The sequence below is a fragment of the Halodesulfovibrio sp. MK-HDV genome, from assembly GCF_009914765.1.
Taxonomy (GTDB): Bacteria; Desulfobacterota; Desulfovibrionia; order Desulfovibrionales; family Desulfovibrionaceae; genus Halodesulfovibrio.
Genome location: NZ_WYDS01000001.1, coordinates 72,042 through 92,118, shown reverse-complemented (window position 1 = coordinate 92,118; position 20,077 = coordinate 72,042). Strand labels below are relative to the sequence as shown.

Sequence of the window (20,077 nt, the reverse complement as noted above, 5' to 3'; positions counted from 1 at the left end):
GATACCATGAGTCACCTCACATGCAAAGCCAAAAATTGCCACAAGACAACTCAAAAGAACGTAAAAAAGATCGTATGGTTATGTACGACCCAGAAAATGCCTACGCATGGGGGATTATCATGAAAGAAGTGATGAACCTCAGAGCCAAAGGGCACACACAAAAAGAAATTGGTAAACTGCTTGGTGTTAGTAAAGAATCCGTCTCACGCTGGATTAGCGAAGAACGAGGTGGGGAAAGAACTACATTCGGAGCAATGTTGCGCTATGCCGACGCACTAAATCTTCCCTATGAGACACTTTTTAGCAACACGGCAAAAGCACAAAAGAAAATTCAAACTATTACAGCATACGACCTTGTCATAAAAAATGTTCTTGTAGAATTTGCAAAAGATACTGATCTGACCATTTCAGACATAGCTGAAAAAACAGGAATTGAAGCTTTAGAAATTAATGCTGTTTTTAACGGTGAGCTGCCAGTTACACCGACGATTATGACTTCAATCTGCACGCTGATAGAAGTCGGAGAATCATTAATTCATAAAAGGGCCTCAAAAAAACTGGAACAAGAAAGAAAAACAGCTACTGCTAAAGCTGATAGCACACGATCAGCGTAAGGGTCATCCGAGGGGGAGGCTTACCAAAGCCGCGGGGGCAGTGCTGTTTAAAAACACGTCATCACTTGCAACTCATACCCTCTAAAGATAGTAAGCACAAACAAACCGACTGATCGTAAGGGTCTTACATGTCAAAAACTTTCCAAGCCAAAACACCTTTTGGCCTAGTACTTAGTACGTTAACAGACATAGCTGGAACAGTTCATTTTGATGATATTGTTATTGATAGCAATTTAGCTTTTACGATAACAATCGATGACCCTTACTTCAAAGACCCTACCATTGTTGATTATAGAATCAGCCAATTAATTACAGCCATCCAAGAAGATTTTTTAGGAATTTACAACCAGATATCCGGCGAAAAGATAACCCTCGACTCTCTCCGATACCACCCTGAATTAGTTATTAAAGCAACACTCCGGAAAGGATCATTAATCGCAGAGGTCACAAATGCGATTCGTGCATTTGATAGTTTCATGAAAAACTTTGCCCCCGAGCAAAAAATGAAAGCTCTAAAACTTGCACTAGGCATCTTTGCATTAGGCTGTGGAACTCACCTTGCTACAAACCTTGGAGGAAAGTACATAGATTATCTTTCTGTCGTTAAGGTGGAAGATACTAAATTTGCAATTCGTCAACTTGAACTGGCCGCCCAAAAAAGCCCTATCGTAAAAGAGGCTATTAATGCAGCCAAAAACAACTCTAAAACCCCAAATGCCATAGCAGGTATTATTTCAGATACCGGAACATTTAAAATTGGTGCTGCACCTAAAGTATCTGGGCAGGAACTTCGTTTTAAAATTCAGCAAAACAAAATTGAAGAACAAGCAATTGAGAGCATGCCTTTTAAACTAGATGGCGCTTACAAGATTGACTGCCAGAACTATGACAAGCAAACAATTCAAATTAAGATTAATAAAAGAATCGTTTGGGCTTCAACAGCTGGTCTTCACCCTGATGACCGAGAAGAACTAAAAAGAATTACAGACGCAGCTGTTGATCAAAAAAAAGCGCAAACGGCGTTCCTACAAGTTTCTGTTGAAATTGTTGACGGTAAAATTCTTGACGCTAAAATCGAAGGAATTGGTAAGCAACGTCCAAATTCAAAATCTGTCCATGAAGCATTAGCTATTGCCGCCGCTACCCTCCCAAAATATAGAACTATCCCTCTGGCCTTACCTAGTTCGAACTAATCATCCTAAATTTTTCTTTCTTCACTATTTTTTAAATCATGAGTTACCTTGAGTCATTTTTTCGTTGACATAAAAAGTTGCCTTGAGTCATACTTTCTTTACGCCGCAAGAAAAAGACCAAACGCAACGCGAGCATAGCACCGTTGTTAGTCCGTCTTGTCTTGGGTGCCAATCTGGGAAGTACGGGATTCGGCTTACTGGAAAGGATTTTGTTTCGTGAACCGTAGGGCTGTTGTGTGCAGCCGATAATCTCCTGTTGTTTGGAGAGTGCGCTCGGCGGTTCCATGTACGGAACCGCCCTACGGGGCGCGAGAATCCAACACCTTAATCACCAAGGTAGAAGCAGCATGAATGAGTACAGCGAAAAGCAACTACCAAGCACCGGTTTTATCAACCGTATCTGCATGGCGGGAATAATGCTCCTAGTGTTTGCGACCTATCTCAGCCTTGGGGAACTTCTTACTGAGGCAATATAGTTTTCAACCAACTCAGGATGGCAAGCAGGTGCGGGGTTCTTCCTTCGGCTCCGTGCCTGCCAACTGGAAGGAGAGGATATGATTAGCGTGACCATCACAACACAGAATGGCGTGTGCAAAGTCTACAATCTGCCAAGTCATTTCAAAAACAATCTGGCAGAAGCCCCATACCATTTGGAAGTTGCAGAAGTTAACAACACTCCGGTTGTTGCCTGCTGCGATACATGCGGCCGCCCTATCTGCTCTGGTGACAACTATTCTACACGGCAGGGTTTCGTGTGGTGCAACCTGTGCTCCCCAGCTGACAACTAAGGGAGGATGTTATGCCAGTAGTTCCATGCGAGATATGCGGAACCGAGTTCTATGTTCGCCCTGCGCGCAAGGAAGCCGGACGAGGAAAATACTGCTCTCGCAAGTGCGCAGGTAAAGCACTGCGCATAAAGCGTAGTGTTAGCTGCCCGTGGTGCGGCAGACACTACGTAAAACGTGCAAATCAAATCTACTGCTCCCGTTCGTGTGCAGCATTGGCAAACCATGCTGCAAACAACAGACACGGAACAGATGAAAAACGCTGCATCGTGTGTGACAGCAAATTTACCCATGGCGTTAGCAGTAATATTTGCAGCAACGCCTGCCTCGTCAAACATCGTGAAACCACTTCTTCCAGTGGGTACACCCTGTTTGAAGACCCGTGGGCTACCGGAGCAATTCCACCAGACAAATTTGCTCACGACATGTTCCGGCAACCAGATCCGGTGTTGGGGTTCTGATGCAGATACGTCAGCGACCATTACCGACGGAAGTTATCCCAAAAGATACGTGGGTAATTATCCAGCAGCCAAGCAAGCAGATCAGAGCCATCACCTGCGAAGAAAGCGAAATTGTAGACGGGAAGCACATGATCAAAGCCAACGGTTATGGCTTCAGCGGCAAACCGTTTCCGGTTTCAAAGATAGTGAAGACGGCTGCATTAAATGCTGTGAATGGACAATAAACCTATGAACACCATCACCACACAGGACAAAACGCTGCTTCTTATCGCGGCCCTTTCCTTCTTCCCTGGTATCGGCGCAGCGTGCAGCATTATCACCCTACTCGGTGCTTGCTACGAAGCAGCCACCCAAGATTGGAAAATGTTTTTAACATCACTAACACTCGGCAGCACTGCCTGTTACATTTGGAGCTAACTATGGAATTTACCAAAGAAGAACTTTCCCAAATTCATGAAAATGCAATTGTACAGGCATACGCACCAGCTGCACGACTTGAAGTACTCAAGCGAAAGAAACTACTCACTGTAAAAGAAACTTCCGAACTGTATGGAGTCAGCGAATCAACCCTTGCAAAAAGACGCATGCGCGGCCTCGCCCCCGCATGGCTAAAAGTGGGCGGAAGTGTTCGATATAGGCATGAGGACATAGAGCAATACGTCAACTTCTGCATTCAAAAGACAATCAACTAACAAGTGAACCAACACTAAAAAGCCCGATACTTACGCATCGGGCTTTTTGCTATTTCAGCAGCATATTCAATAAACGTGCAGCTTCTTCCTTTTTGTCTGGTGCAAGCTTTGCGTACCGCTCTGTCATTCTAATGGTGGAGTGACCAAGCAACTCTTGAATTGTTTTCAATGGTACCCCTTCAGAAACAAGCCAAGAAGCGAATGTATGCCGAAGCGTATGAAACACGACTTTATCGCGTGTATCTGCTAAGCCATCATTTAGCCCTAATTCTTTTACGGCCCTTTCAAAGGTATCTGGCACTTCTTCGCGAAAGTCACCATGTCGGGCAGGAAAAACAATCTCTCCGGCCTGCGGTTCAATATCTTCAAAAGTCTTACGCACAGCATCTGTCATGTACGCAACACGACTTAAAGCATTCTTTGTATCATTAATATATATAAATCCCTCAGACAGATTAACGTTCTCTCCCATTAATCCAAAAATTTCACTTGCGCGCATCCCTGTGTGCAAGGAAATTAATGCAATCCTGAAGGTATCCAAACTCCTGCAACAAAGCTCATCCAGCAACATAGAAGCTTCTGATCGGGTAAGAAATCGAGTGCGGTCATTATCGACACGAGGAATCTTAATCGCCCGAGCTGGGTTCTCGCCAGTGTAATCTCCCCACTCTATCAATTTATTATATACGGAACGAACAATGCTTACGTAATGCCGTATAGTGGCAGGGGCCTTTTGACCAACTAAAGAAGTCGCAAGTTGTTGCATATCTCGTACAGAAATTTCGGCGATCATCTTATGTCCCAGAACAGGCTTAACACCAGAACAATACATGCTGCGTATCCGTCGTTCCGACTTTGTAGCAGCGAGATGCGTTTTGCAATACAACTCAAACGCTTTGTTCAGTGTAATATGCTTTGTCTTAGTAGGAGCCTTACCTTTTCGTACTTCAGACAAACGATCATTCTTAACCTGACTAGCAAAACCAGCCGTTATACCTTCCGATTTCCACCCGACCTTTTCCCAGACTTTCCTTGACCCTATTTTGTAGGTAATGTCATAACAAACATCTGGACGCCCTTCATGGCGTCGCTTTTCAGATGTACGCTGATATACTCCTGAATAACGAGTTTTAATCCGTTTCGTCATTGCCATTTTTTGCTACCCTCCTTGCTACCCAAAATCGGAAAAAAGGTAACATACAGGACTTAAACGGCAAAGAGCTACATCGTGGAACGTCCTTATATAACAAGGGCAAGAGCCGTTTTAACGTAGCATAAAAGCACGTCCCTGCCCACTCATAACCGGCAGGTCGCAGGTTCAAATCCTGCTAGGCCCACCAGCATTCAAACGCTTGCGGAAATTTCCGCAAGCGTTTTTTGGTATTCTATGGCCAAAATTCAAAGCAAAACCTCCCCCTCAACTGTCCTGCATTAAACCCTTCGAAAAAATTCGAAAGACTATTTGTATGGTAAACCAATCACAGCATTATCTACGTTGCCTGTAAGGTTTTTATGCCATACCATACGGAAGTCACCAAACATTGCATTTACCCGACACACCCACTACATACTGAAAATTCCTATTACAACTTATGTGCAATATTGATCTCAGATGTAAAAGCTGTATACACTGTTAAGCAATATTCATTACAGGTTGAATCGGGTTAAACCCGCAGCCTGCCTTGACGAGAAGCACTTACTAACGTAGTACTCTCATCAAATATCGACACGCAATTAATAGACTTCGTAATTTAAGGGGCATAATTAATGAAGCTTTCTGCGCGTACTCGCTATGCCGTTCGAATTTTAGTAAAATTGGGAAGGCATGGCACTGATTCTCCATTGAAAACCACTTCTCTATCCGAATCTTCCGGAGTTTCCGTTCAGTTCATTGAACAAATTCTGCGTCCCCTCAAAAAAGCTGGGCTCATTACAAGCATGCGCGGCGCTGCCGGCGGACATATGCTTGCTAAAACGCCTGATACTATTTCTGTAGGTGACGTGATTCGCATAATGGAAGGACATGTAGGACTTACCGCTTGTTGCGACAAAAAACTTGCCGACGACTGTCCACGCAAAGAGTTCTGTACAACTCGCAGCGTTTGGATGAAAGCTTCCCAAGTTTTAGAGAACGAGCTGAACTCAATATCTCTACAGGACATCATAGATGGAAAAGTTCATCCTATTGAATAGTCTTTAACACTTTTTCTTTCGTGTTTTTTGCATTGCAAGATGCTATTGATACGGCATAAACAACAACGCCCTGCTATTTCTTATAGCAGGGCGTTGTTGTTTTTTATTATCCCTCATTCTTCTAAACATCGCTGTAACCTTCCTCAATACTTACAAATAGTTTCTTTTCTGTCATATTCCGTTCTCCATAACTCCCTATAATACGCACCACTATTTTTTTGAATCCTTGTTGACACCCCCCTCTGATTCAGCTATTTCCGACCTATCTAATCCGGATTAAATTAATCTGGATTACAAAGGTAGGAATTAAACAGCGACTACACACCAGCCCCAAGGAGCAAGTCATGCGTATATCTACAACTGCACATAATGCATCGTTACTGCTAGCTCATCTTGCTCTTCAGGATGGCAACAAACCAGTTCCAGCTGCAACTTTGTCTAATAAAACAGGTATCTCTGTTAAATTCATCGAAAAAATTATTCGTTCATTAAAATCTGCCGGAATGGTGAGAAGCGTACGCGGCGTTGCCGGAGGTCACATCCTCTGCAGACGCCCTGAAGACGTAACCCTTGCACAGGTTTTACGGGTAATCGAAGGCGGAGTAATTGCCCCTACTCTGCAAACTGATGATGCCGTTATTCCGACTCAGGTTGTTGGTTCATGGGATAGTGTAGCGCAAGCATTAGAAGACACCCTTGAGAAAATTACTCTTGCTGATCTGATGCAGAGTCACGCCTCAAGCTACAGCCAATAATTTTTTTGTTTTTGGTGACATGCAGGGAGCACGAGATGCGACACACTCCATCCCCCTTCCGATGTTACCCACCATTGTAAATAGATTCAGGAAAAAACGTTTGCGTTGCCGCATGTCCCCGTTTTTTCCGTGAAGATAATGTTGCTTTAAAAATCGTCTAAAAAATGACGTAACCGCTTACTGGTGGGCAATTAACCCGCAAGTAAGACTACTTCACTGATATGTAAGAGGAGATCAGGCATGAAGAAACTACTTATTCTCGGTTCAGGCTGTGGCGGCACAATGATTGCCGCAAAAATGCGTAAGCAGCTTGCTGAGAAAGAATGGGATATCACCATCATCGACCGTGACCCGATGCACCACTACCAGCCAGGCTGGCTGTTCGTGCCTTTCGGTGTGTACACTCCAGGTGATTGCGTGAAGCCGAAGGCTGAATTTATCCCTAAAGGTGTTAACTTCGTACTGGATACCATTACCAATATTGATCCTAAGAACAAAGTTGTTACCACTAAAGAAAGCAAGTACGAGTACGATTGGATCGTAGTTGGTACTGGCTGTCGCGTTGTGCCGGAAGAAGTTGAAGGCATGATGGATGACTGGCGTGGCGACATTCACGATTTCTACACCCCTGATGGTGCAGCGGCTCTTATGCCTAAAATGCACGAATTCACCAAGGGTAAGCTTATTCTTAACATTGCTGAGACACCGTACAAATGTCCAGTTGCTCCACTTGAATTCCTTTACATGGCTGACGACTTTTTCAAAAAGCGCGGCGTTCGTGACAACATTGAGATCGAACTCGTTACCCCGCTTACTGGTGCTTTCACCAAGTCTGTAGCTAACCGAATTCTTGGTGGCCTCTGTAAAGAAAAAGGCATTAACATCGTACCTAACTTTGTTTTGGACAGCGTTGACGCTAAAAACAAAGCTCTTGTTGACGTAATGGGTGAAGAAAGAAACTACGACTTGCTCGTATCTATTCCACCTAACTTCGGTCAGCAGGTTCTCGAAGATTCCGGCATTGGTGATGCAATGTGCTTCGTACCTACCGACAACCACACTCTCAAAGCTGAAGAGCACGAGAACATGTATGTTATCGGTGACGCAACCAACGTTCCAACTTCTAAAGCTGGTTCCGTTGCTCACTTCGAATGCGACATCATTTGCGAAAACCTCACTGCTGAAATCAACGGTAACGCACCGCACCACAAATTTGATGGTCACTCAAACTGCTTTATTGTTACCAGCCTCGAGAAAGCGTCCCTTATCGACTTTAACTACGAAACTGAGCCACTTCCAGGTAAGTTCCCGCTTCCAGGTATTGGACCATTCGATCTTCTCGGCGACACCCGTATGAACTACTACGGCAAACAGATGTTCCGTTGGGTTTACTACAACCTCATGCTGAAAGGTCACGAACTTCCATTTGAGCCAAACATGTACATGGCTGGCAAAATCGACGTTCGTAACAAAAAATAGCGGAGCTTATAATGACCAACGAAGAACTCATCTTAGCCCGCCTTGAGGTCATGGAAGAAAAAATCAGCATGATGCATAGTCGCGCTGAAACCATGGCTGATTTGGGGGCTACAGTTACCCCGATTATGCGGGACACGCTTCACAACGTGATGCTCGGAGAACTTGATTCTCTTCAGCACCGTTGCGAGCTCAATGACATCACTGCCCTGTTGAAGCGCTTTGTAATGAGCGTACGCAATATCACATGGGCACTTGAGCGTCTTGACGATCTCGTAGACATCTGGGCGCTTACTGAGCCTATGATTAAGCCTACTTTCCTTGCTGGAATCGAAAAGTTTCAGGAACTGGACGAAAAAGGTGTATTCAAGTCAATTGGTGCACTTACTGAATCCATGGGCAAAATCACCGAGCAATACTCTCCAGAAGAAATCGGCCGTATGGGCGATGGTCTGGTAGTACTTGCCGGACTTCTTGAAAAAATGGGCGATGCTGACCTCAAAAATGCACAGCCTGTTAGCCCGCTTGGCATGGTTGGAAAACTTCATTCCAAAGAATCCAAGCAGGCACTTGGCCTCGTTATGGAACTTCTTTCCACACTCGGTAAAGAAAAAGCATAACAAACAATATCCCGATGCTAAAAAAGCCCTCTACTTTACGTAGAGGGCTTTTTTTATTGAGCATAAGCACTGTCACACAATGACTGTTTTGCTCTCGTTTTTTTAATTCCTACAATTTTAGTAGGAAAAAGGTTGAAGCAAACTTTTCTATGTTGTAGCGTCATTTACATACAGTAAGTTTTTAGTATTCACATTGGGAACAGCGATAACTATACATTTTATCATATTGTTCCATTTGACATCATTTAGAAGTTTGAATGATGTGCGTGTAGATATTTTTTTGTGTTCAAATCATACCTTGCTGGTATGATTTAGGGTTTAATCTCATTGTACAAAAACAGACGGTGGCGACTGTCCACTTTGTACAACGTTCATTTATCAGATTGTAAAAAATCTGTTCATGGGCACGCTCAACCAGGAGGAAAGGGAAATGGTACAACCTAAAACTGCAAACGCCCCTAAAGATTGGAATGACCTTTGGGAACCACAAAACAAAGATCGATGGATTAAAAAAGCTGCTGAGCGCATTAACTGTGCGAATGAGACAAAAGACGAAAGCGCTGTAAACAGGCCAATGGATTGGGACATGTGGCAGCCGAGTAAAAAAAGACAGTAATTTTCTTTGATCCTCTTGAAAAAAAGTTTTCGGGAGGATCATTCCTTTTATAAATGCCCTCCCCGACAATCCATAAGCATTTCACTCCTACACCCCATTCTCCGCGGTAAATATCTCCAACTTTCATTCCGGTGTTAAAGCACGGTTTGCATACTTTTCTTGACCATCCTCATATGTTATGTCATAGCACACATCCGCTTTACGACACGCAAAGAATGGTGCCGATTGCATATGGTCAACAATAAGTCAGAGCATTGCCAAAAAAGACGTAAACACTGCTGCAAGCAGAACACCGCTTTTTTTCCCTATTGCTGGATTTATTCTCAGTTTTCGTTGATACTAACGCTGTTTTACAGGCGACACATTTTACCGCCTTTCTAACTTGCTGAGAGAGAGTCATGAAAACAACTGACCTTATCAAAAAAATCGAAGATACAGCTATACTTTGCGGTGCGGCTTCGTGGGATAACTGTGGCGTGCAGATTCCCAATCGAAGAAAAAAAGTACAAAGACTTGCCCTTGCGCTTGATCCTACTGAATATACAATTCAGACAGCTATAGCACAGGGAGCAGATTTTGTTCTCACGCATCATCCGTTGCTGATGAAGCCCCGGTACTTAAACAAACTTGATACATATTTTTCAATTGTATCAGCGCTCGTTAAGAATGATATGTGCCTTTACAGTGCACATACGTCGCTTGATGCAAACCCCGAAGGACCGGCGGGATGGTTAGCACGCGCGCTTGAACTGCAAAATTGTAAACTGCTTGGCACTTCCTGTACGCTTGAACCGGAAGCAATAGCATTTACACCTTCGCGTGACATCGCAGCAAGCTCTATGCTTTATGAATGGGAAAGCAACCCGAAAATTCATAGCGTGCGGCACATTGATCAAATGATCAATGTAACATATAGTAGAGAGCACAGAAGCACAGTCCTTGCTCAGCTTGCAGCAGATTTGGACGAGTTGCCAATTTTTATACCTTCTACACCTGATACAGAGTCTCGAAGCCTCGGCTTTGGCACCATTGGCACTTTGCCAAAACCTGTATCTTTTGGCATATTCGCTGAGCAACTTGCCTCAGTGGTGGATCGTGATTATTGGGTAAAAAGCGGCCCTATTCCTGAAACAGTATCTAAAGTTGCTTACTGTACGGGATCTGGTAGTGATTTTGCCCCTAAAGCGTTTGCTATGGGTGCGGATGTGTTTATTACTGGTGATGTCAAATATCATTCTGCTCTGGATACAACCGGATGCATTCTTGATGTTGGGCATTTCAGTCTTGAAGAAGAAATGATGCGCCAGTTTGCCTTGCAGCTTGCAGGAGAACTGGATGACATAGAAATATTTTTCCTGCCCGCGCAGGATCCAATGCGTTTGATCGGTCCATTCGCAGAATAGAAATTTCACAGTGTCGGCAAGTCCGAACCCTATGGTTTTCAGGAGGAAAAAACCTTGAGCCTGTATCTAAAGCAAATCGAACAGCTCGTTGCATTGCAGCTTGTTGATGATGAAATCCTTGGTATCACAAGTGAACTTGATGAAGCTCCAAAAGAAGTTGAAGCTCTTCAGACACGCTTTGATGCGCTTGAAAACCAGCGCAATAACTTCCTTGAGAAGATTGATCATCTTAAAGGACAGGAAAAACGCATTAACTCTGAGATCGAAAACGACGCTCTCAAAGTTAAAAAAAGTAAGTCCAAACTCATGCTCGTTGGTAACACCAAAGAGTATCACGCAATGATGCGTGAAATGGACAACCTTGAGAAGCTTAACCGTCTTCGTGAAGAAGAAAAATTTGCTCTCTCTGAAGAACTTGAACGCCAGCAGATGGCAGTTGCAGACATGGATGAACGCTACGGCATCATCAAAGTAGACTTGGAAGAGAAAAAAGCCAGTCTCAAACAGCGTGTCGAAGAAGCAAGCAAAGTTCTCGATAAGCTTGATAAAAAACGTAACGTTGCAGGTAAAGAAGTTCCGACTCCTATCCTTAGTCGTTACGAATTTATCCGCTCTCGTTTGGACAACCCAGTTATTGTTGCTGTTAAAGAACAGATCTGTAACGGTTGTCACATTGCGATTCCACCACAGAGCTACATTGAGCTTCAGAAGGGGCATCAGATCCTTAGCTGCCCTAACTGCCAGCGTCTGATCTACTGGTCAGAGCACTTCGCAAGCGAAGCAGATAAAGCAGCAGCTGCCGCAGCAGAAGCGTAAACATATTTTTGGAGTTGGACAGGTTATCGTCGCGCACTTTTGTGCGGGGAGGAAAGTCCGGGCTCTAAAGGGCAGAGCGCTGGGTAACGCCCAGGGGGAGTGATCCTCGGAGAGTGCCACAGAAAGCAAACCGCCTAAGCAGTTTACTGCCGGTAAGGTTGAAACGGTGAGGTAAGAGCTCACCAGGTATCATGGTGACATGGTAGGCTAGGTAAACCCCGTTCAGAGCAAGACCAAATAGGGAAACAGTTACGACCGGCCCGGTCGTTGTTTTCGGGTAGGTTGCTTGAGGTTATGAGTAATCATAACCCTAGACGAATGATAACCGCCCTCGCAAGAGGGAGACAAAACCCGGCTTATAGTCCTGACTCCATATTTTAAAAAAAGGGTGCTTTGCACCCTTTTTTTATATGCTATACTTTTTTATTACTACCACTGCACAATATGTAAGGAATTCCCCATGCATTGTTGGTCCATCATTCTTGCTGCCGGTTCCGGCACACGTCTCTCTGCAGCCACTAACGGCGTTAAAAAGCAGTTCTTGGAATGGAAAGGCGCTCCGCTCTTCTGGCATTCTGCAATCACTTTCTCTCATACAACACGCATGCGTGGACTCCTCTTTGTTTTCCCTGAAGAAGACATTGAAGAAGCAACAGAAACACTGACAAAGCTTGATTTTGGACGCAGACTTGGTCTGCCTTGGAAAGTGGTAGCAGGTGGCGCACGTAGACAAGATTCGGTTTACAACGGACTACAGGCACTGCCTTCAGAATGCACACACGTACTAGTGCATGACGCAGCTCGCCCGTTCTTCTCCACAGCGCTCACAAACACACTGCTTGATTCTCTCAAAGCTGGTACTCAAGCTGTAATTCCTGCAATTCCAGTAACAGACACCATTAAAGTGACCGAAAACAACACAATCAGTCACACACTTGACCGCTCTACTCTTCGAGCTTGTCAGACTCCGCAAGGCTTCGACAAAAAAATGCTTATTGCGGTGCACGATAAATGCAACGAAGAAGGCTGGGAAGTAACAGACGATGCTTCCATTGCTGAACAGGCTGGATTCACCGTTGCCATAGTGGAAGGCGAAGCAAAAAACTACAAAATCACAAATCCGGAAGACCTTACCATGATCGAATCTAAGCAGGTTGCCATGCCCGTTCCTGTCACCGGCTGGGGATACGATGTCCACCGTTACGGTGAAGGACGTCCTATGAAGCTTGGCGGCATCCCTATTCAAGGCGGCCCCCAGGTTGTGGCTCACTCTGATGGTGATGTTCTGCTTCACGCTCTGTGTGACGCACTCCTCGGTTGCATGGGTGACGGCGATATTGGTGAACATTTTCCGGATTCTTCAGAAGAGTTTGACAATATTTCAAGCGGCGTACTCCTCAACGAAGTGTACGACAAATTTCTCCAGCGAGGCTACAAGCTCACAAATGTAGATCTCACAATCATCGCACAGGTTCCGCGTCTTGTGCCTTGGAAACCGCAGATCAAGAAAAATATCTGCCGAATGCTTAAGCTTAACGATTACCAAGTAAACGTCAAAGCTACCACCGAAGAAAAGCTCGGCTTTACCGGTGAGAAAAAAGGCATAAAAGCCGTAGCAGCCGTTATGGCGTTGCGCAGCTAACACGTTTATTTCGTGACTAAACATTACCTTTCATAAAATCAAAAAGGGGGTGTCCTATTTACTAGGACACCCCCTTTTTTGTTCATCAAAAATCTACTTCGAACTATCTGCAATAGCTTGTATTAGTGTATGCATCCGTTGCTCATATGTGTGTTCAGCCAACACAAGCCGCTGTGCATTGCGTGCATATTCCAAACGAGCATTACGATCGTCGATAAATTCAGAAATTTGCTCAGACAGCTCTTCTGGTGACTCAAACATTACCAGTTCATCGTATGAAAACATGCCTTCCATAAGTGTCCGTTTATCGACAATCTGGAACCCGCCACAGGCGGCAATAGCAAAAGTTTCCATATTTACGGCATCACCGCTACCAATATTTGCTGAATGAATGTTCACGATAATGGCAGCATCTCTGTACAAGGCCTTACGTTCTGACCGCGTAAGAGACTGCAGTTTGCCTTGATAATATGGCATAAACTGTTCGTAACGCTCCCAGCCGTCACCCCAGAGAACCATTCCTCTGCCTATGAATGAACTTAACGCACTAGCAATCTTATCGCTAGCGTCTCCAAGAACTACAATCATATCTTCAGCTGCTGTATGCGTGCTTACCGGCGTGCAACATGCACTTTTAGCCGCGAACGGCAGATATACGGATGTATGACCAAGCACAGAAACTTCACTAATCAGCGGCTCATGCTGGATTGTTGCGACGACATCGTACCCTTCAATGACTTTACGCCAAAAAGGGAAGGAAGTGCATTCTTCAGTCATCCAACACGCTGTTGTTATTGCCTGAGTCTGTAGCTCTTTTCGAACATCTGCGGTCAGGGGAGACCGAGGAAACCCGAGTACAATCTTTATCCCTTTTGATTCTGCCACTGCTTTCACTGCACGGGCAATAAGATCGAAACCTTGTGCGGCTAGTGTGTCCTGATGCTCAAGCGTTATAGGTAAATGCTGGAGCGCAGAACATACAGACAGCCATGCTTTTGTATCAAAAACATCAACATGGTGCCCCTGCTTTTCCAAAGCTTCCTTGCAGCCTGTAACAATACAAGAAGTAGAATTATCGAGAGGAGGCACGATCAAAATATGTTCAAAAATCTTACTCATCATCTATCTCCTCGTCATTCACGCAGCTTTGCATGAGCCAATCCTGCTCAGCATAAAAATTATTGCTGCCCTGCGGCACTGTTTTGCTGATTTTAGTAATGCCGACAAACTCAGAAGCAATACCACGTAGAGCAAGGCGCTCCACCGCATGTTCTTCTGTTCCAAAAACCGGCATATACGTCACACCAACTTCATCCAGCATGGAAACATACCCGGTCACACCCTGTGGATAATCATCGTCGATTTTTCCAGCGAGAAAACGTTGCAGCTTTTCTTCACCGAAAACATGCATGCATGCAAAATTTTCAGCACAATCGTCTTTTGGGATACATGGTGCGCATGCTGTATCAGCTTGCCAAACTCTATGGCCTAATCCATAAGGGCCATTTTCCATACACCAAGCTGATGAATGGAAAAAGGCATTAACAGGTGTTCCAACATGCGCGGCAGCGTGCATTAGTGTGGATTCCGGTGTAACCAGCATATCCAATGTACTAATAATCTCGAAATCTTCTGCAAAAGAAGTTTCAAAGCACCGAGTTACTGTTTTTGCTGCAATTTTTTCTTTTAACAACGGAAGCAATTCAGCAACAAGCTGCTCGTCTGCTTTCTCGCCAAAAAGGACTACGTCTGTTTCTCTGCTGGCAGTACAAACGGCATTAATACATCCTGCAAGGACGGATAACGGTAAGGCTCTACCGTTTAGATCCCGTAAAACAACTCCTATTCCACCACCCTTACGCATGGCTATAGGATTCACCATATGGGAAGGAATTGGGGACGGAACAAGGTGCGCCCAAATATCCATAGTATTCAAAAAACGTTGCCGACCGTGCACGCGAGACAAACAAGTCAGCCACGGACTGCGATGCTCACGCCCGTTATGTCGCCAATAGCCACACATGACGTCTGAAGAAAAAAGGGTCGACATCATCATATTCTTGGAAGAACCGTGTAGATTGTACACCGCTTCGAAGGAGTCCAAATCTAGATGATCCGGAATAGAATCAGACGTTGCCACATTCGTAAATTCTTTACTAAATGGAAATGGATGGAGCTCAACTTCCGGATACAAAAAGGCAGCTGCATCTTGCAGTTCAGGGACAACACAAAGATGCACCTGTGCTTCTTTTCGACACAAGGAAAGAATAAGCCGTTTTGTCTGAAGTAAGTCAGTAAGGCTACCTGATTGAATAACGCAGTATTTTTTCATAATGATTTATTACGGTAAAAATTATTTCGTTCAGTTGTTGTTAATAGTGCCTTACGCACAGTGCAAAAAGTACAGAAGCCCCGCCAGAGCGCAGCGCTCTAGCATTTAGGAGCAACCATCCTATGTTTTTATCGCAAACTTACTGAAGGCAGTATTTTACAAGACGCTGCACACAATATATAAGACATGTATGCGCTATTATCCTCTTCTATTAGATCTTCATGGCACGCAATGCCTTATTGTAGGACTCGGCAAAGTCGGCCAGCGTAAGCTTGCCACTCTTCTTAAAGCAAATCCAGCACAGGTGACTGTTCTGGACACCTTTGCAATTGGAGAAGTAAACGATGCTGAATTGCTGCAACTACTTAACAGCCCTCTCGTTACCTACGCTCAGCGAGATTTTGAAGCAAGCGATGTTACAGGAAAAACTCTTGTTTTTGCTTCAACCGGTAATCGGGCTGTTAATGAAAAAGTTTCAAGCGTATGTGCGAAACAGGGAATTCTGTGCAATGTCATTGATGACCCTTCTGCGGGAACTTTTACCGTGCCTGCACATATAGAAAAGGGAGACTTGCTGATTACGCTATCTACAGGCGGCGCAAGTCCGGCACTTTCTCGCAAGATAAAAAAAGAACTTCAAGAACAGGTTGGCGACAAATACGCCCCTGTTGTCACGCTTATGGGACGGATTCGTCCATTGATACTTGAACTGGCAAATGATACTGCACAGAACACAGCTATGTTTCGTAGCCTTGTTTCATCTGACATTGCAGAAGCCATTCAGAAAAAAGATCGGATTGCGGCTGAATCGATTTTACGGTCAACCCTTCCGGAGACATTGCATTCTAACATAGGAGCGTTACTCCATGAGCTCGTTTGAGCTATTCTCCATTCTCGTCGTTACGTTGTATTGTTTAGGTGCTCTTTCCGTTTTTACCGGTTCGATTGTTAAAAACCCAAAGCTTAAGCACTTATCCAACGCACTGACTATCTGCGGTTTTGGACTGCACACAGTTTTACTTGGGTATGCCATGGCGATAAACGGATGGGCATTGCCTTCCGGTTACTATATTTCCATGCTGTCATGGAGCTTACTACTTATTTACTTTTTTATTGTGGTGGCGATTCAAGCTTTCGTTTTTGTCACTCACCGCATCTCCGCTTGCACTAGTACTTTTTTATTGGTTCATTCCATGCGAAGGGTGCATCACAATTGCCAAAAGCATGGGCTGGCGCATTTTTCGGGTTGCACATTGGCACATTGTTTTTAAGCTTTGGCTTACTGGCAATGGCCTTCGGTGCGGGAATTTTGTTCACGCGCCTTGAAAGAAAAATCAAATCAAAAGAACCACTTAGTGATTTTGAAAAAGAACTGCCTGCATTAACCACTTTTGACAAAGTAAACCAACTTGCTGTAGTTGCCGGTTTTCCTTTGTACACCGTGGGTGTCGTCACCGGATTTATCTGGGCTCGCATTGAATGGGGCAGAATACTCAGCGGTGACCCTAAAGAAGTTGTTTCCTTAGGTGTCTGGTTTGTCTACGCGTGGCTGTTCCACCAGCGACTCGTGATGGGATGGCGCGGCCGTAAAGCCGCACATGCAGCTATTTGGATATTTGGTATCTGCATGTTCTCATTAATTGGCATTAATATCTTTACATCAACACATCATAGCTTTCTTCAGTAATCAATATGGATCGCGATATTTATCTCATTGGTCTTAACCATAAGACCGCCGGTGTTGAAGTCCGCGAAAAATTCGCTCTTACAGACTGCAAACATCTTGAAGAAGGCGTTGTGCCTGTTGATGGATGTATTAAAGAAGCGCTTACGCTCTCTACCTGTAACCGAGTCGAATTACTCGTTGTTGCAGATGGCGAAAACGCCATTGAACACGTATTAGAATGCTGGGCAAAAGTATGCAATCTTCCGGTTGAAGAACTTGCTCCGTATATCTACAAGCACAAAGGGCTGGATGCGGTAACACATTTGTTTACCGTTGCTGCCAGCCTTGATTCTCTAGTCATTGGTGAGCCGCAAATTTTGGGACAGCTCAAAGATGCCTACCATGACTCAGTAGACAAAGACACCACTGGTGTTGTGCTGAACAGACTGCTGCACAAAGCATTCTCCGTTGCTAAACGAGTGCGAACAGAAACTGGCGTTGCTTCCAGTGCTGTTTCTATCTCCTATGCTGCCGTTGAACTGGCAAAACGCATTTTTGGCGACATGAGTGAACGCAGTGCGATGCTTATCGGTGCTGGCGAAATGGCAGAACTTGCTGCAACGCATCTGCTCAATAACGGCATCAGCAAAGTATATGTTGCTAACCGCACATTCGCACGTGGACAAGCCCTTGCAGAACAATTTAACGGTGAAGCAATTCCGTTTGACCAACTTTTCGACCAGCTGGAAAAAGTTGATATCATCATATCCTCCACTGGTGCTCATGAAGCAGTTATCCGCGCTAAAGATATACGTCAGGTATTGAAAAAGCGTAAAAACCGTTCCATGTTCTTCATCGATATTGCTGTACCGCGTGACATTGATCCAGACGTTAACGGCCTGGACAACGTGTACCTGTATGACATCGATGATCTCAAAGAAGTGGTCGAAGAAAACCTTGCTCAGCGTCAGGAAGAAGCCAACAAGGCACGCACAATTGTTGACTGTGAAACCGTCACTTTTAATAAGTGGCTAAAATCACTTCAATTGCAGCCGACCATTGTTGACCTGATTTCCAGAACAGATGCAATTATGGAAGATGAGCTTGCTAAAACGCTTAAGCATATTCCTGACGCAACGCCTGAAATGGAAATGCATTTACGTGAAATGATCAATTCCATTTCTAAAAAGGTGAACCACGAGCCTATTTCTTTCCTCAAACGTCGTTATGAGGAAGAAGAAGCTGGTGATCGATACATTGATATCACACGCCGTATGTTCAATCTGGACAGGGATGACGTGACTGAAAAGGCACACCCTCACAGAAGACGCTAGCCCTATTGCCGCACTTACGCTGTCAGCCGAATAGAAAGGAATACTCACATGCGACTCTACCTGCTTGAAGATTTCACTAGCGATAATATCGCAGCCATTGCCGGACGACTTAACGAAATGGAACTCACTGGTGCTATGGAAGGCATCTACTGGCTTCCATGTCCGCAAGACCTGCTTTCCGACGTCCAGAAGGAACACACAGACGAATGTGGCCCACACTGTATGGCTCTTGAAATTGACGGCAAAACGTTACGCTTGGAGCTTCTCGTACGTGCTCGGAATAAACTTCGCTGTGAATGCGTTTCTTACGCTTCTGAAGACCTGCGTGCACACATGATCAAATACATTGATGACATGCTCACTGAGCTTGATATTTATGTTTAACAAAGGCTGTTGTTGAAACAGATCATGAACAGACAACTTCCCATAAGTTTACAAGACCTCAATCCCAAGACAGCGCACATCTGTCTTGGGATTGAGAATTTTATCACAAACAAGTTAAATACTCCTCTTAAAAACTCTGTTTTGCTTGTTGCACTTTCGGGAGGGGTCGATTCCAGCACCCTACTCATCATTCTCACATGCCTTGCAAAAAGAAATGACTGCACCATCCATGCAGCTCATTTCAACCATCAGCTTCGTCCCGAGGCCGGTGCTGAAGAGGCACATGTCCGTCAACTTTGTGCGTCACTAGACATTGAATTAACAGTATCTTCTCAAGATGTTGCAGCACACGCTTCCCTCCACAAATTAGGTCTTGAAGAAGCTGCTCGCTTGCTACGATATGAGTTTTTAACGTTAACACGCCGCACAATAAATGCTGACTGGATTGTCACAGGGCACCACGCAAATGACCTTGCAGAAGACGTTGTCATGCGTCTTGTTCGAGGAACAGGCTGGCCTGCTTTGGGTGGCATGGAAGGAAGATGTAATAATCGCAAGATATTACGTCCCTTGCTTGCAACACCGAAAGACACACTTATTTCGTTTGCGAATGCATGTTCCCTTAACTGGTGTGAAGATGCATCAAACGTAGACACAAATTTCCTACGCAACCGCGTAAGATCACAAGTTATCCCGTTGTTATGCAAAGAGAATCCTGCTTTTCTTGATGCAATAACTTCTCTTTGGGAACTTGCACAGATTGATACCGATCACTGGGCAGCTATTATTGAGCAACACCTCGAAAACACTGACATTGAGACCCCGACATTGCTCAAAGAAGATCTTCGCACCATGTCCCAAGCTACAAGACTGCGAGTATATAAAGCAGTATTGACTAGTATGGGCAAAGGACAGCCGCTTCAGCAAAATCTGCTTGCGCTGGATACAGCGTGGCAGGCCAACGTTGGCGGCAAGATCGTGCAGTTTCCCGGTAATAAAATTGCCACTATTCGAAAGGGTGTAATCTATTTTAGCTACCGATGATTATTTATTTTATCTCTCTGCGATTGACAGACGTTACAGCCTGCTGTATTT

Annotated in this window: 24 protein-coding genes and 1 other RNA gene; 22 read left to right on the top strand and 3 right to left on the bottom strand. The window is 44.6% G+C overall.

Features of this window, described 5'->3' with window-relative positions:
* Nucleotides 1–20: 20 nt before the first annotated feature.
* From MKHDV_RS00430 to MKHDV_RS00400, 8 genes are all read left to right on the top strand, one after another.
* On the top strand, nt 21–614 hold the full coding sequence (locus MKHDV_RS00430; protein WP_160711131.1) for a helix-turn-helix domain-containing protein: 594 nt from the start codon (nt 21–23) through the stop codon (nt 612–614).
* A 128-nt stretch (nt 615–742) separates the two neighbouring features.
* Nucleotides 743–1,807 (top strand): hypothetical protein, encoded by a 1,065-nt coding sequence (locus MKHDV_RS00425; RefSeq protein WP_160711129.1) that lies wholly within the window; start codon nt 743–745, stop codon nt 1,805–1,807.
* A 347-nt stretch (nt 1,808–2,154) separates the two neighbouring features.
* On the top strand, nt 2,155–2,283 hold the full coding sequence (locus MKHDV_RS19065; RefSeq protein ID WP_256369998.1) for a hypothetical protein: 129 nt from the start codon (nt 2,155–2,157) through the stop codon (nt 2,281–2,283).
* Between the two features lie 78 nt (nt 2,284–2,361).
* Nucleotides 2,362–2,595, top strand: a complete 234-nt coding sequence (locus MKHDV_RS00420) for a hypothetical protein (protein ID WP_160711127.1) — start codon at nt 2,362–2,364, stop codon at nt 2,593–2,595.
* Nucleotides 2,596–2,606: 11 nt separating this feature from the next.
* A complete protein-coding gene (locus tag MKHDV_RS00415; RefSeq protein WP_160711125.1) occupies nt 2,607–3,053 on the top strand; it encodes a hypothetical protein in 447 nt (148 codons plus the stop codon).
* The gene (locus MKHDV_RS00410) at nt 3,053–3,277 is read left to right on the top strand and encodes a hypothetical protein (protein WP_160711123.1); all 225 of its coding nucleotides are present in this window, start codon (nt 3,053–3,055) and stop codon (nt 3,275–3,277) included. Before MKHDV_RS00415 ends, MKHDV_RS00410 begins: the two co-directional genes overlap by 1 nt.
* Before the next feature lie 4 nt (nt 3,278–3,281).
* Nucleotides 3,282–3,470 carry a hypothetical protein gene (locus tag MKHDV_RS00405; RefSeq protein WP_216846823.1) on the top strand — a complete coding sequence of 63 codons (189 nt, stop codon included), beginning with the start codon at nt 3,282–3,284 and terminating at the stop codon, nt 3,468–3,470.
* Between the two features lie 2 nt (nt 3,471–3,472).
* Nucleotides 3,473–3,745 (top strand): AlpA family transcriptional regulator, encoded by a 273-nt coding sequence (locus tag MKHDV_RS00400; protein ID WP_160711119.1) that lies wholly within the window; start codon nt 3,473–3,475, stop codon nt 3,743–3,745.
* A gap of 49 nt (nt 3,746–3,794) precedes the next feature.
* Here the strand turns inward: MKHDV_RS00400 and MKHDV_RS00395 are convergent, their stop codons facing one another.
* Nucleotides 3,795–4,898: a site-specific integrase gene (locus tag MKHDV_RS00395; protein WP_160711117.1), complete on the bottom strand. Its 1,104-nt coding sequence runs from the start codon at nt 4,896–4,898 to the stop codon at nt 3,795–3,797.
* Nucleotides 4,899–5,512: 614 nt separating this feature from the next.
* On the opposite strand from MKHDV_RS00395, the gene MKHDV_RS00390 reads away from it, so the two are divergent.
* The 9 genes from MKHDV_RS00390 (at nt 5,513) to ispD (ending at nt 13,266) form a co-directional block, all read left to right on the top strand.
* A complete protein-coding gene (locus MKHDV_RS00390; RefSeq protein WP_160711115.1) occupies nt 5,513–5,938 on the top strand; it encodes an Rrf2 family transcriptional regulator in 426 nt (141 codons plus the stop codon).
* Nucleotides 5,939–6,282: 344 nt separating this feature from the next.
* Entirely contained in the window at nt 6,283–6,693 is a 411-nt protein-coding gene (locus tag MKHDV_RS00385) for an Rrf2 family transcriptional regulator (protein ID WP_160711113.1), read from the top strand.
* 240 nt (nt 6,694–6,933) lie between these two features.
* Nucleotides 6,934–8,172, top strand: a complete 1,239-nt coding sequence (locus tag MKHDV_RS00380; RefSeq protein WP_160711111.1) for an NAD(P)/FAD-dependent oxidoreductase — start codon at nt 6,934–6,936, stop codon at nt 8,170–8,172.
* Between the two features lie 11 nt (nt 8,173–8,183).
* A complete protein-coding gene (locus MKHDV_RS00375; RefSeq protein ID WP_160711109.1) occupies nt 8,184–8,789 on the top strand; it encodes a DUF1641 domain-containing protein in 606 nt (201 codons plus the stop codon).
* A gap of 430 nt (nt 8,790–9,219) precedes the next feature.
* Nucleotides 9,220–9,405, top strand: coding sequence for a hypothetical protein (locus MKHDV_RS00370; RefSeq protein ID WP_160711107.1), 186 nt, complete (start codon nt 9,220–9,222; stop codon nt 9,403–9,405).
* A gap of 398 nt (nt 9,406–9,803) precedes the next feature.
* Nucleotides 9,804–10,808, top strand: coding sequence for a Nif3-like dinuclear metal center hexameric protein (locus MKHDV_RS00365; RefSeq protein ID WP_160711105.1), 1,005 nt, complete (start codon nt 9,804–9,806; stop codon nt 10,806–10,808).
* 54 nt (nt 10,809–10,862) lie between these two features.
* Nucleotides 10,863–11,624, top strand: coding sequence for a zinc ribbon domain-containing protein (locus MKHDV_RS00360; protein WP_160711103.1), 762 nt, complete (start codon nt 10,863–10,865; stop codon nt 11,622–11,624).
* Nucleotides 11,625–11,634: 10 nt separating this feature from the next.
* Nucleotides 11,635–12,000, top strand: an RNA gene (gene rnpB, locus MKHDV_RS00355) — RNase P RNA component class A.
* 84 nt (nt 12,001–12,084) lie between these two features.
* On the top strand, nt 12,085–13,266 hold the full coding sequence (ispD, locus tag MKHDV_RS00350; protein WP_160711101.1) for a 2-C-methyl-D-erythritol 4-phosphate cytidylyltransferase: 1,182 nt from the start codon (nt 12,085–12,087) through the stop codon (nt 13,264–13,266).
* 93 nt (nt 13,267–13,359) lie between these two features.
* On the opposite strand, the gene MKHDV_RS00345 is transcribed toward ispD, so the two are convergent.
* Both MKHDV_RS00345 and MKHDV_RS00340 read right to left on the bottom strand, forming a co-directional pair.
* Nucleotides 13,360–14,385 (bottom strand): glycosyltransferase, encoded by a 1,026-nt coding sequence (locus MKHDV_RS00345; protein ID WP_160711099.1) that lies wholly within the window; start codon nt 14,383–14,385, stop codon nt 13,360–13,362.
* The gene (locus tag MKHDV_RS00340) at nt 14,378–15,598 is read right to left on the bottom strand and encodes a glycosyltransferase family 9 protein (protein ID WP_160711097.1); all 1,221 of its coding nucleotides are present in this window, start codon (nt 15,596–15,598) and stop codon (nt 14,378–14,380) included. Before MKHDV_RS00340 ends, MKHDV_RS00345 begins: the two co-directional genes overlap by 8 nt.
* Nucleotides 15,599–15,788: 190 nt before the next feature.
* Here MKHDV_RS00340 and MKHDV_RS00335 point away from each other — a divergent pair, with 190 nt between their 5' ends.
* From MKHDV_RS00335 to tilS, 5 genes are all read left to right on the top strand, one after another.
* Entirely contained in the window at nt 15,789–16,478 is a 690-nt protein-coding gene (locus tag MKHDV_RS00335; RefSeq protein WP_160711095.1) for a bifunctional precorrin-2 dehydrogenase/sirohydrochlorin ferrochelatase, read from the top strand.
* Nucleotides 16,479–16,811: 333 nt separating this feature from the next.
* The gene (gene ccsA, locus MKHDV_RS19120) at nt 16,812–17,285 is read left to right on the top strand and encodes a cytochrome c biogenesis protein CcsA (RefSeq protein WP_371415986.1); all 474 of its coding nucleotides are present in this window, start codon (nt 16,812–16,814) and stop codon (nt 17,283–17,285) included.
* A gap of 5 nt (nt 17,286–17,290) precedes the next feature.
* Entirely contained in the window at nt 17,291–18,598 is a 1,308-nt protein-coding gene (gene hemA, locus MKHDV_RS00325) for a glutamyl-tRNA reductase (RefSeq protein WP_160711093.1), read from the top strand.
* 48 nt (nt 18,599–18,646) lie between these two features.
* Complete coding sequence (locus MKHDV_RS00320; protein ID WP_160711091.1) at nt 18,647–18,982, top strand: hypothetical protein; 336 nt, start codon at nt 18,647–18,649, stop codon at nt 18,980–18,982.
* A 24-nt stretch (nt 18,983–19,006) separates the two neighbouring features.
* Complete coding sequence (gene tilS / locus MKHDV_RS00315; RefSeq protein WP_160711089.1) at nt 19,007–20,026, top strand: tRNA lysidine(34) synthetase TilS; 1,020 nt, start codon at nt 19,007–19,009, stop codon at nt 20,024–20,026.
* Nucleotides 20,027–20,077: the final 51 nt, after the last annotated feature.

Bases quoted from the DNA above. Each gene is read 5' to 3' on its own strand.
- MKHDV_RS00425 (WP_160711129.1), top strand. From the start codon at position 743: ATGTCAAAAACTTTCCAAGCCAAAACACCTTTTGGCCTAGTACTTAGT.
- MKHDV_RS00340 (WP_160711097.1), bottom strand. From the start codon at position 15,598: ATGAAAAAATACTGCGTTATTCAATCAGGTAGCCTTACTGACTTACTT.
- tilS (WP_160711089.1), top strand. From the start codon at position 19,007: ATGAACAGACAACTTCCCATAAGTTTACAAGACCTCAATCCCAAGACA.
- MKHDV_RS00390 (WP_160711115.1), top strand. From the start codon at position 5,513: ATGAAGCTTTCTGCGCGTACTCGCTATGCCGTTCGAATTTTAGTAAAA.
- MKHDV_RS00370 (WP_160711107.1), top strand. From the start codon at position 9,220: ATGGTACAACCTAAAACTGCAAACGCCCCTAAAGATTGGAATGACCTT.
- MKHDV_RS00415 (WP_160711125.1), top strand. From the start codon at position 2,607: ATGCCAGTAGTTCCATGCGAGATATGCGGAACCGAGTTCTATGTTCGC.
- MKHDV_RS00410 (WP_160711123.1), top strand. From the start codon at position 3,053: ATGCAGATACGTCAGCGACCATTACCGACGGAAGTTATCCCAAAAGAT.
- MKHDV_RS00405 (WP_216846823.1), top strand. From the start codon at position 3,282: ATGAACACCATCACCACACAGGACAAAACGCTGCTTCTTATCGCGGCC.
- MKHDV_RS00420 (WP_160711127.1), top strand. From the start codon at position 2,362: ATGATTAGCGTGACCATCACAACACAGAATGGCGTGTGCAAAGTCTAC.
- MKHDV_RS19065 (WP_256369998.1), top strand. From the start codon at position 2,155: ATGAATGAGTACAGCGAAAAGCAACTACCAAGCACCGGTTTTATCAAC.
- MKHDV_RS00345 (WP_160711099.1), bottom strand. From the start codon at position 14,385: ATGAGTAAGATTTTTGAACATATTTTGATCGTGCCTCCTCTCGATAAT.
- MKHDV_RS00380 (WP_160711111.1), top strand. From the start codon at position 6,934: ATGAAGAAACTACTTATTCTCGGTTCAGGCTGTGGCGGCACAATGATT.
- MKHDV_RS00335 (WP_160711095.1), top strand. From the start codon at position 15,789: ATGCGCTATTATCCTCTTCTATTAGATCTTCATGGCACGCAATGCCTT.
- ispD (WP_160711101.1), top strand. From the start codon at position 12,085: ATGCATTGTTGGTCCATCATTCTTGCTGCCGGTTCCGGCACACGTCTC.
- hemA (WP_160711093.1), top strand. From the start codon at position 17,291: ATGGATCGCGATATTTATCTCATTGGTCTTAACCATAAGACCGCCGGT.
- MKHDV_RS00365 (WP_160711105.1), top strand. From the start codon at position 9,804: ATGAAAACAACTGACCTTATCAAAAAAATCGAAGATACAGCTATACTT.
- MKHDV_RS00320 (WP_160711091.1), top strand. From the start codon at position 18,647: ATGCGACTCTACCTGCTTGAAGATTTCACTAGCGATAATATCGCAGCC.
- MKHDV_RS00375 (WP_160711109.1), top strand. From the start codon at position 8,184: ATGACCAACGAAGAACTCATCTTAGCCCGCCTTGAGGTCATGGAAGAA.
- MKHDV_RS00430 (WP_160711131.1), top strand. From the start codon at position 21: ATGCAAAGCCAAAAATTGCCACAAGACAACTCAAAAGAACGTAAAAAA.
- MKHDV_RS00385 (WP_160711113.1), top strand. From the start codon at position 6,283: ATGCGTATATCTACAACTGCACATAATGCATCGTTACTGCTAGCTCAT.
- MKHDV_RS00395 (WP_160711117.1), bottom strand. From the start codon at position 4,898: ATGGCAATGACGAAACGGATTAAAACTCGTTATTCAGGAGTATATCAG.
- MKHDV_RS00400 (WP_160711119.1), top strand. From the start codon at position 3,473: ATGGAATTTACCAAAGAAGAACTTTCCCAAATTCATGAAAATGCAATT.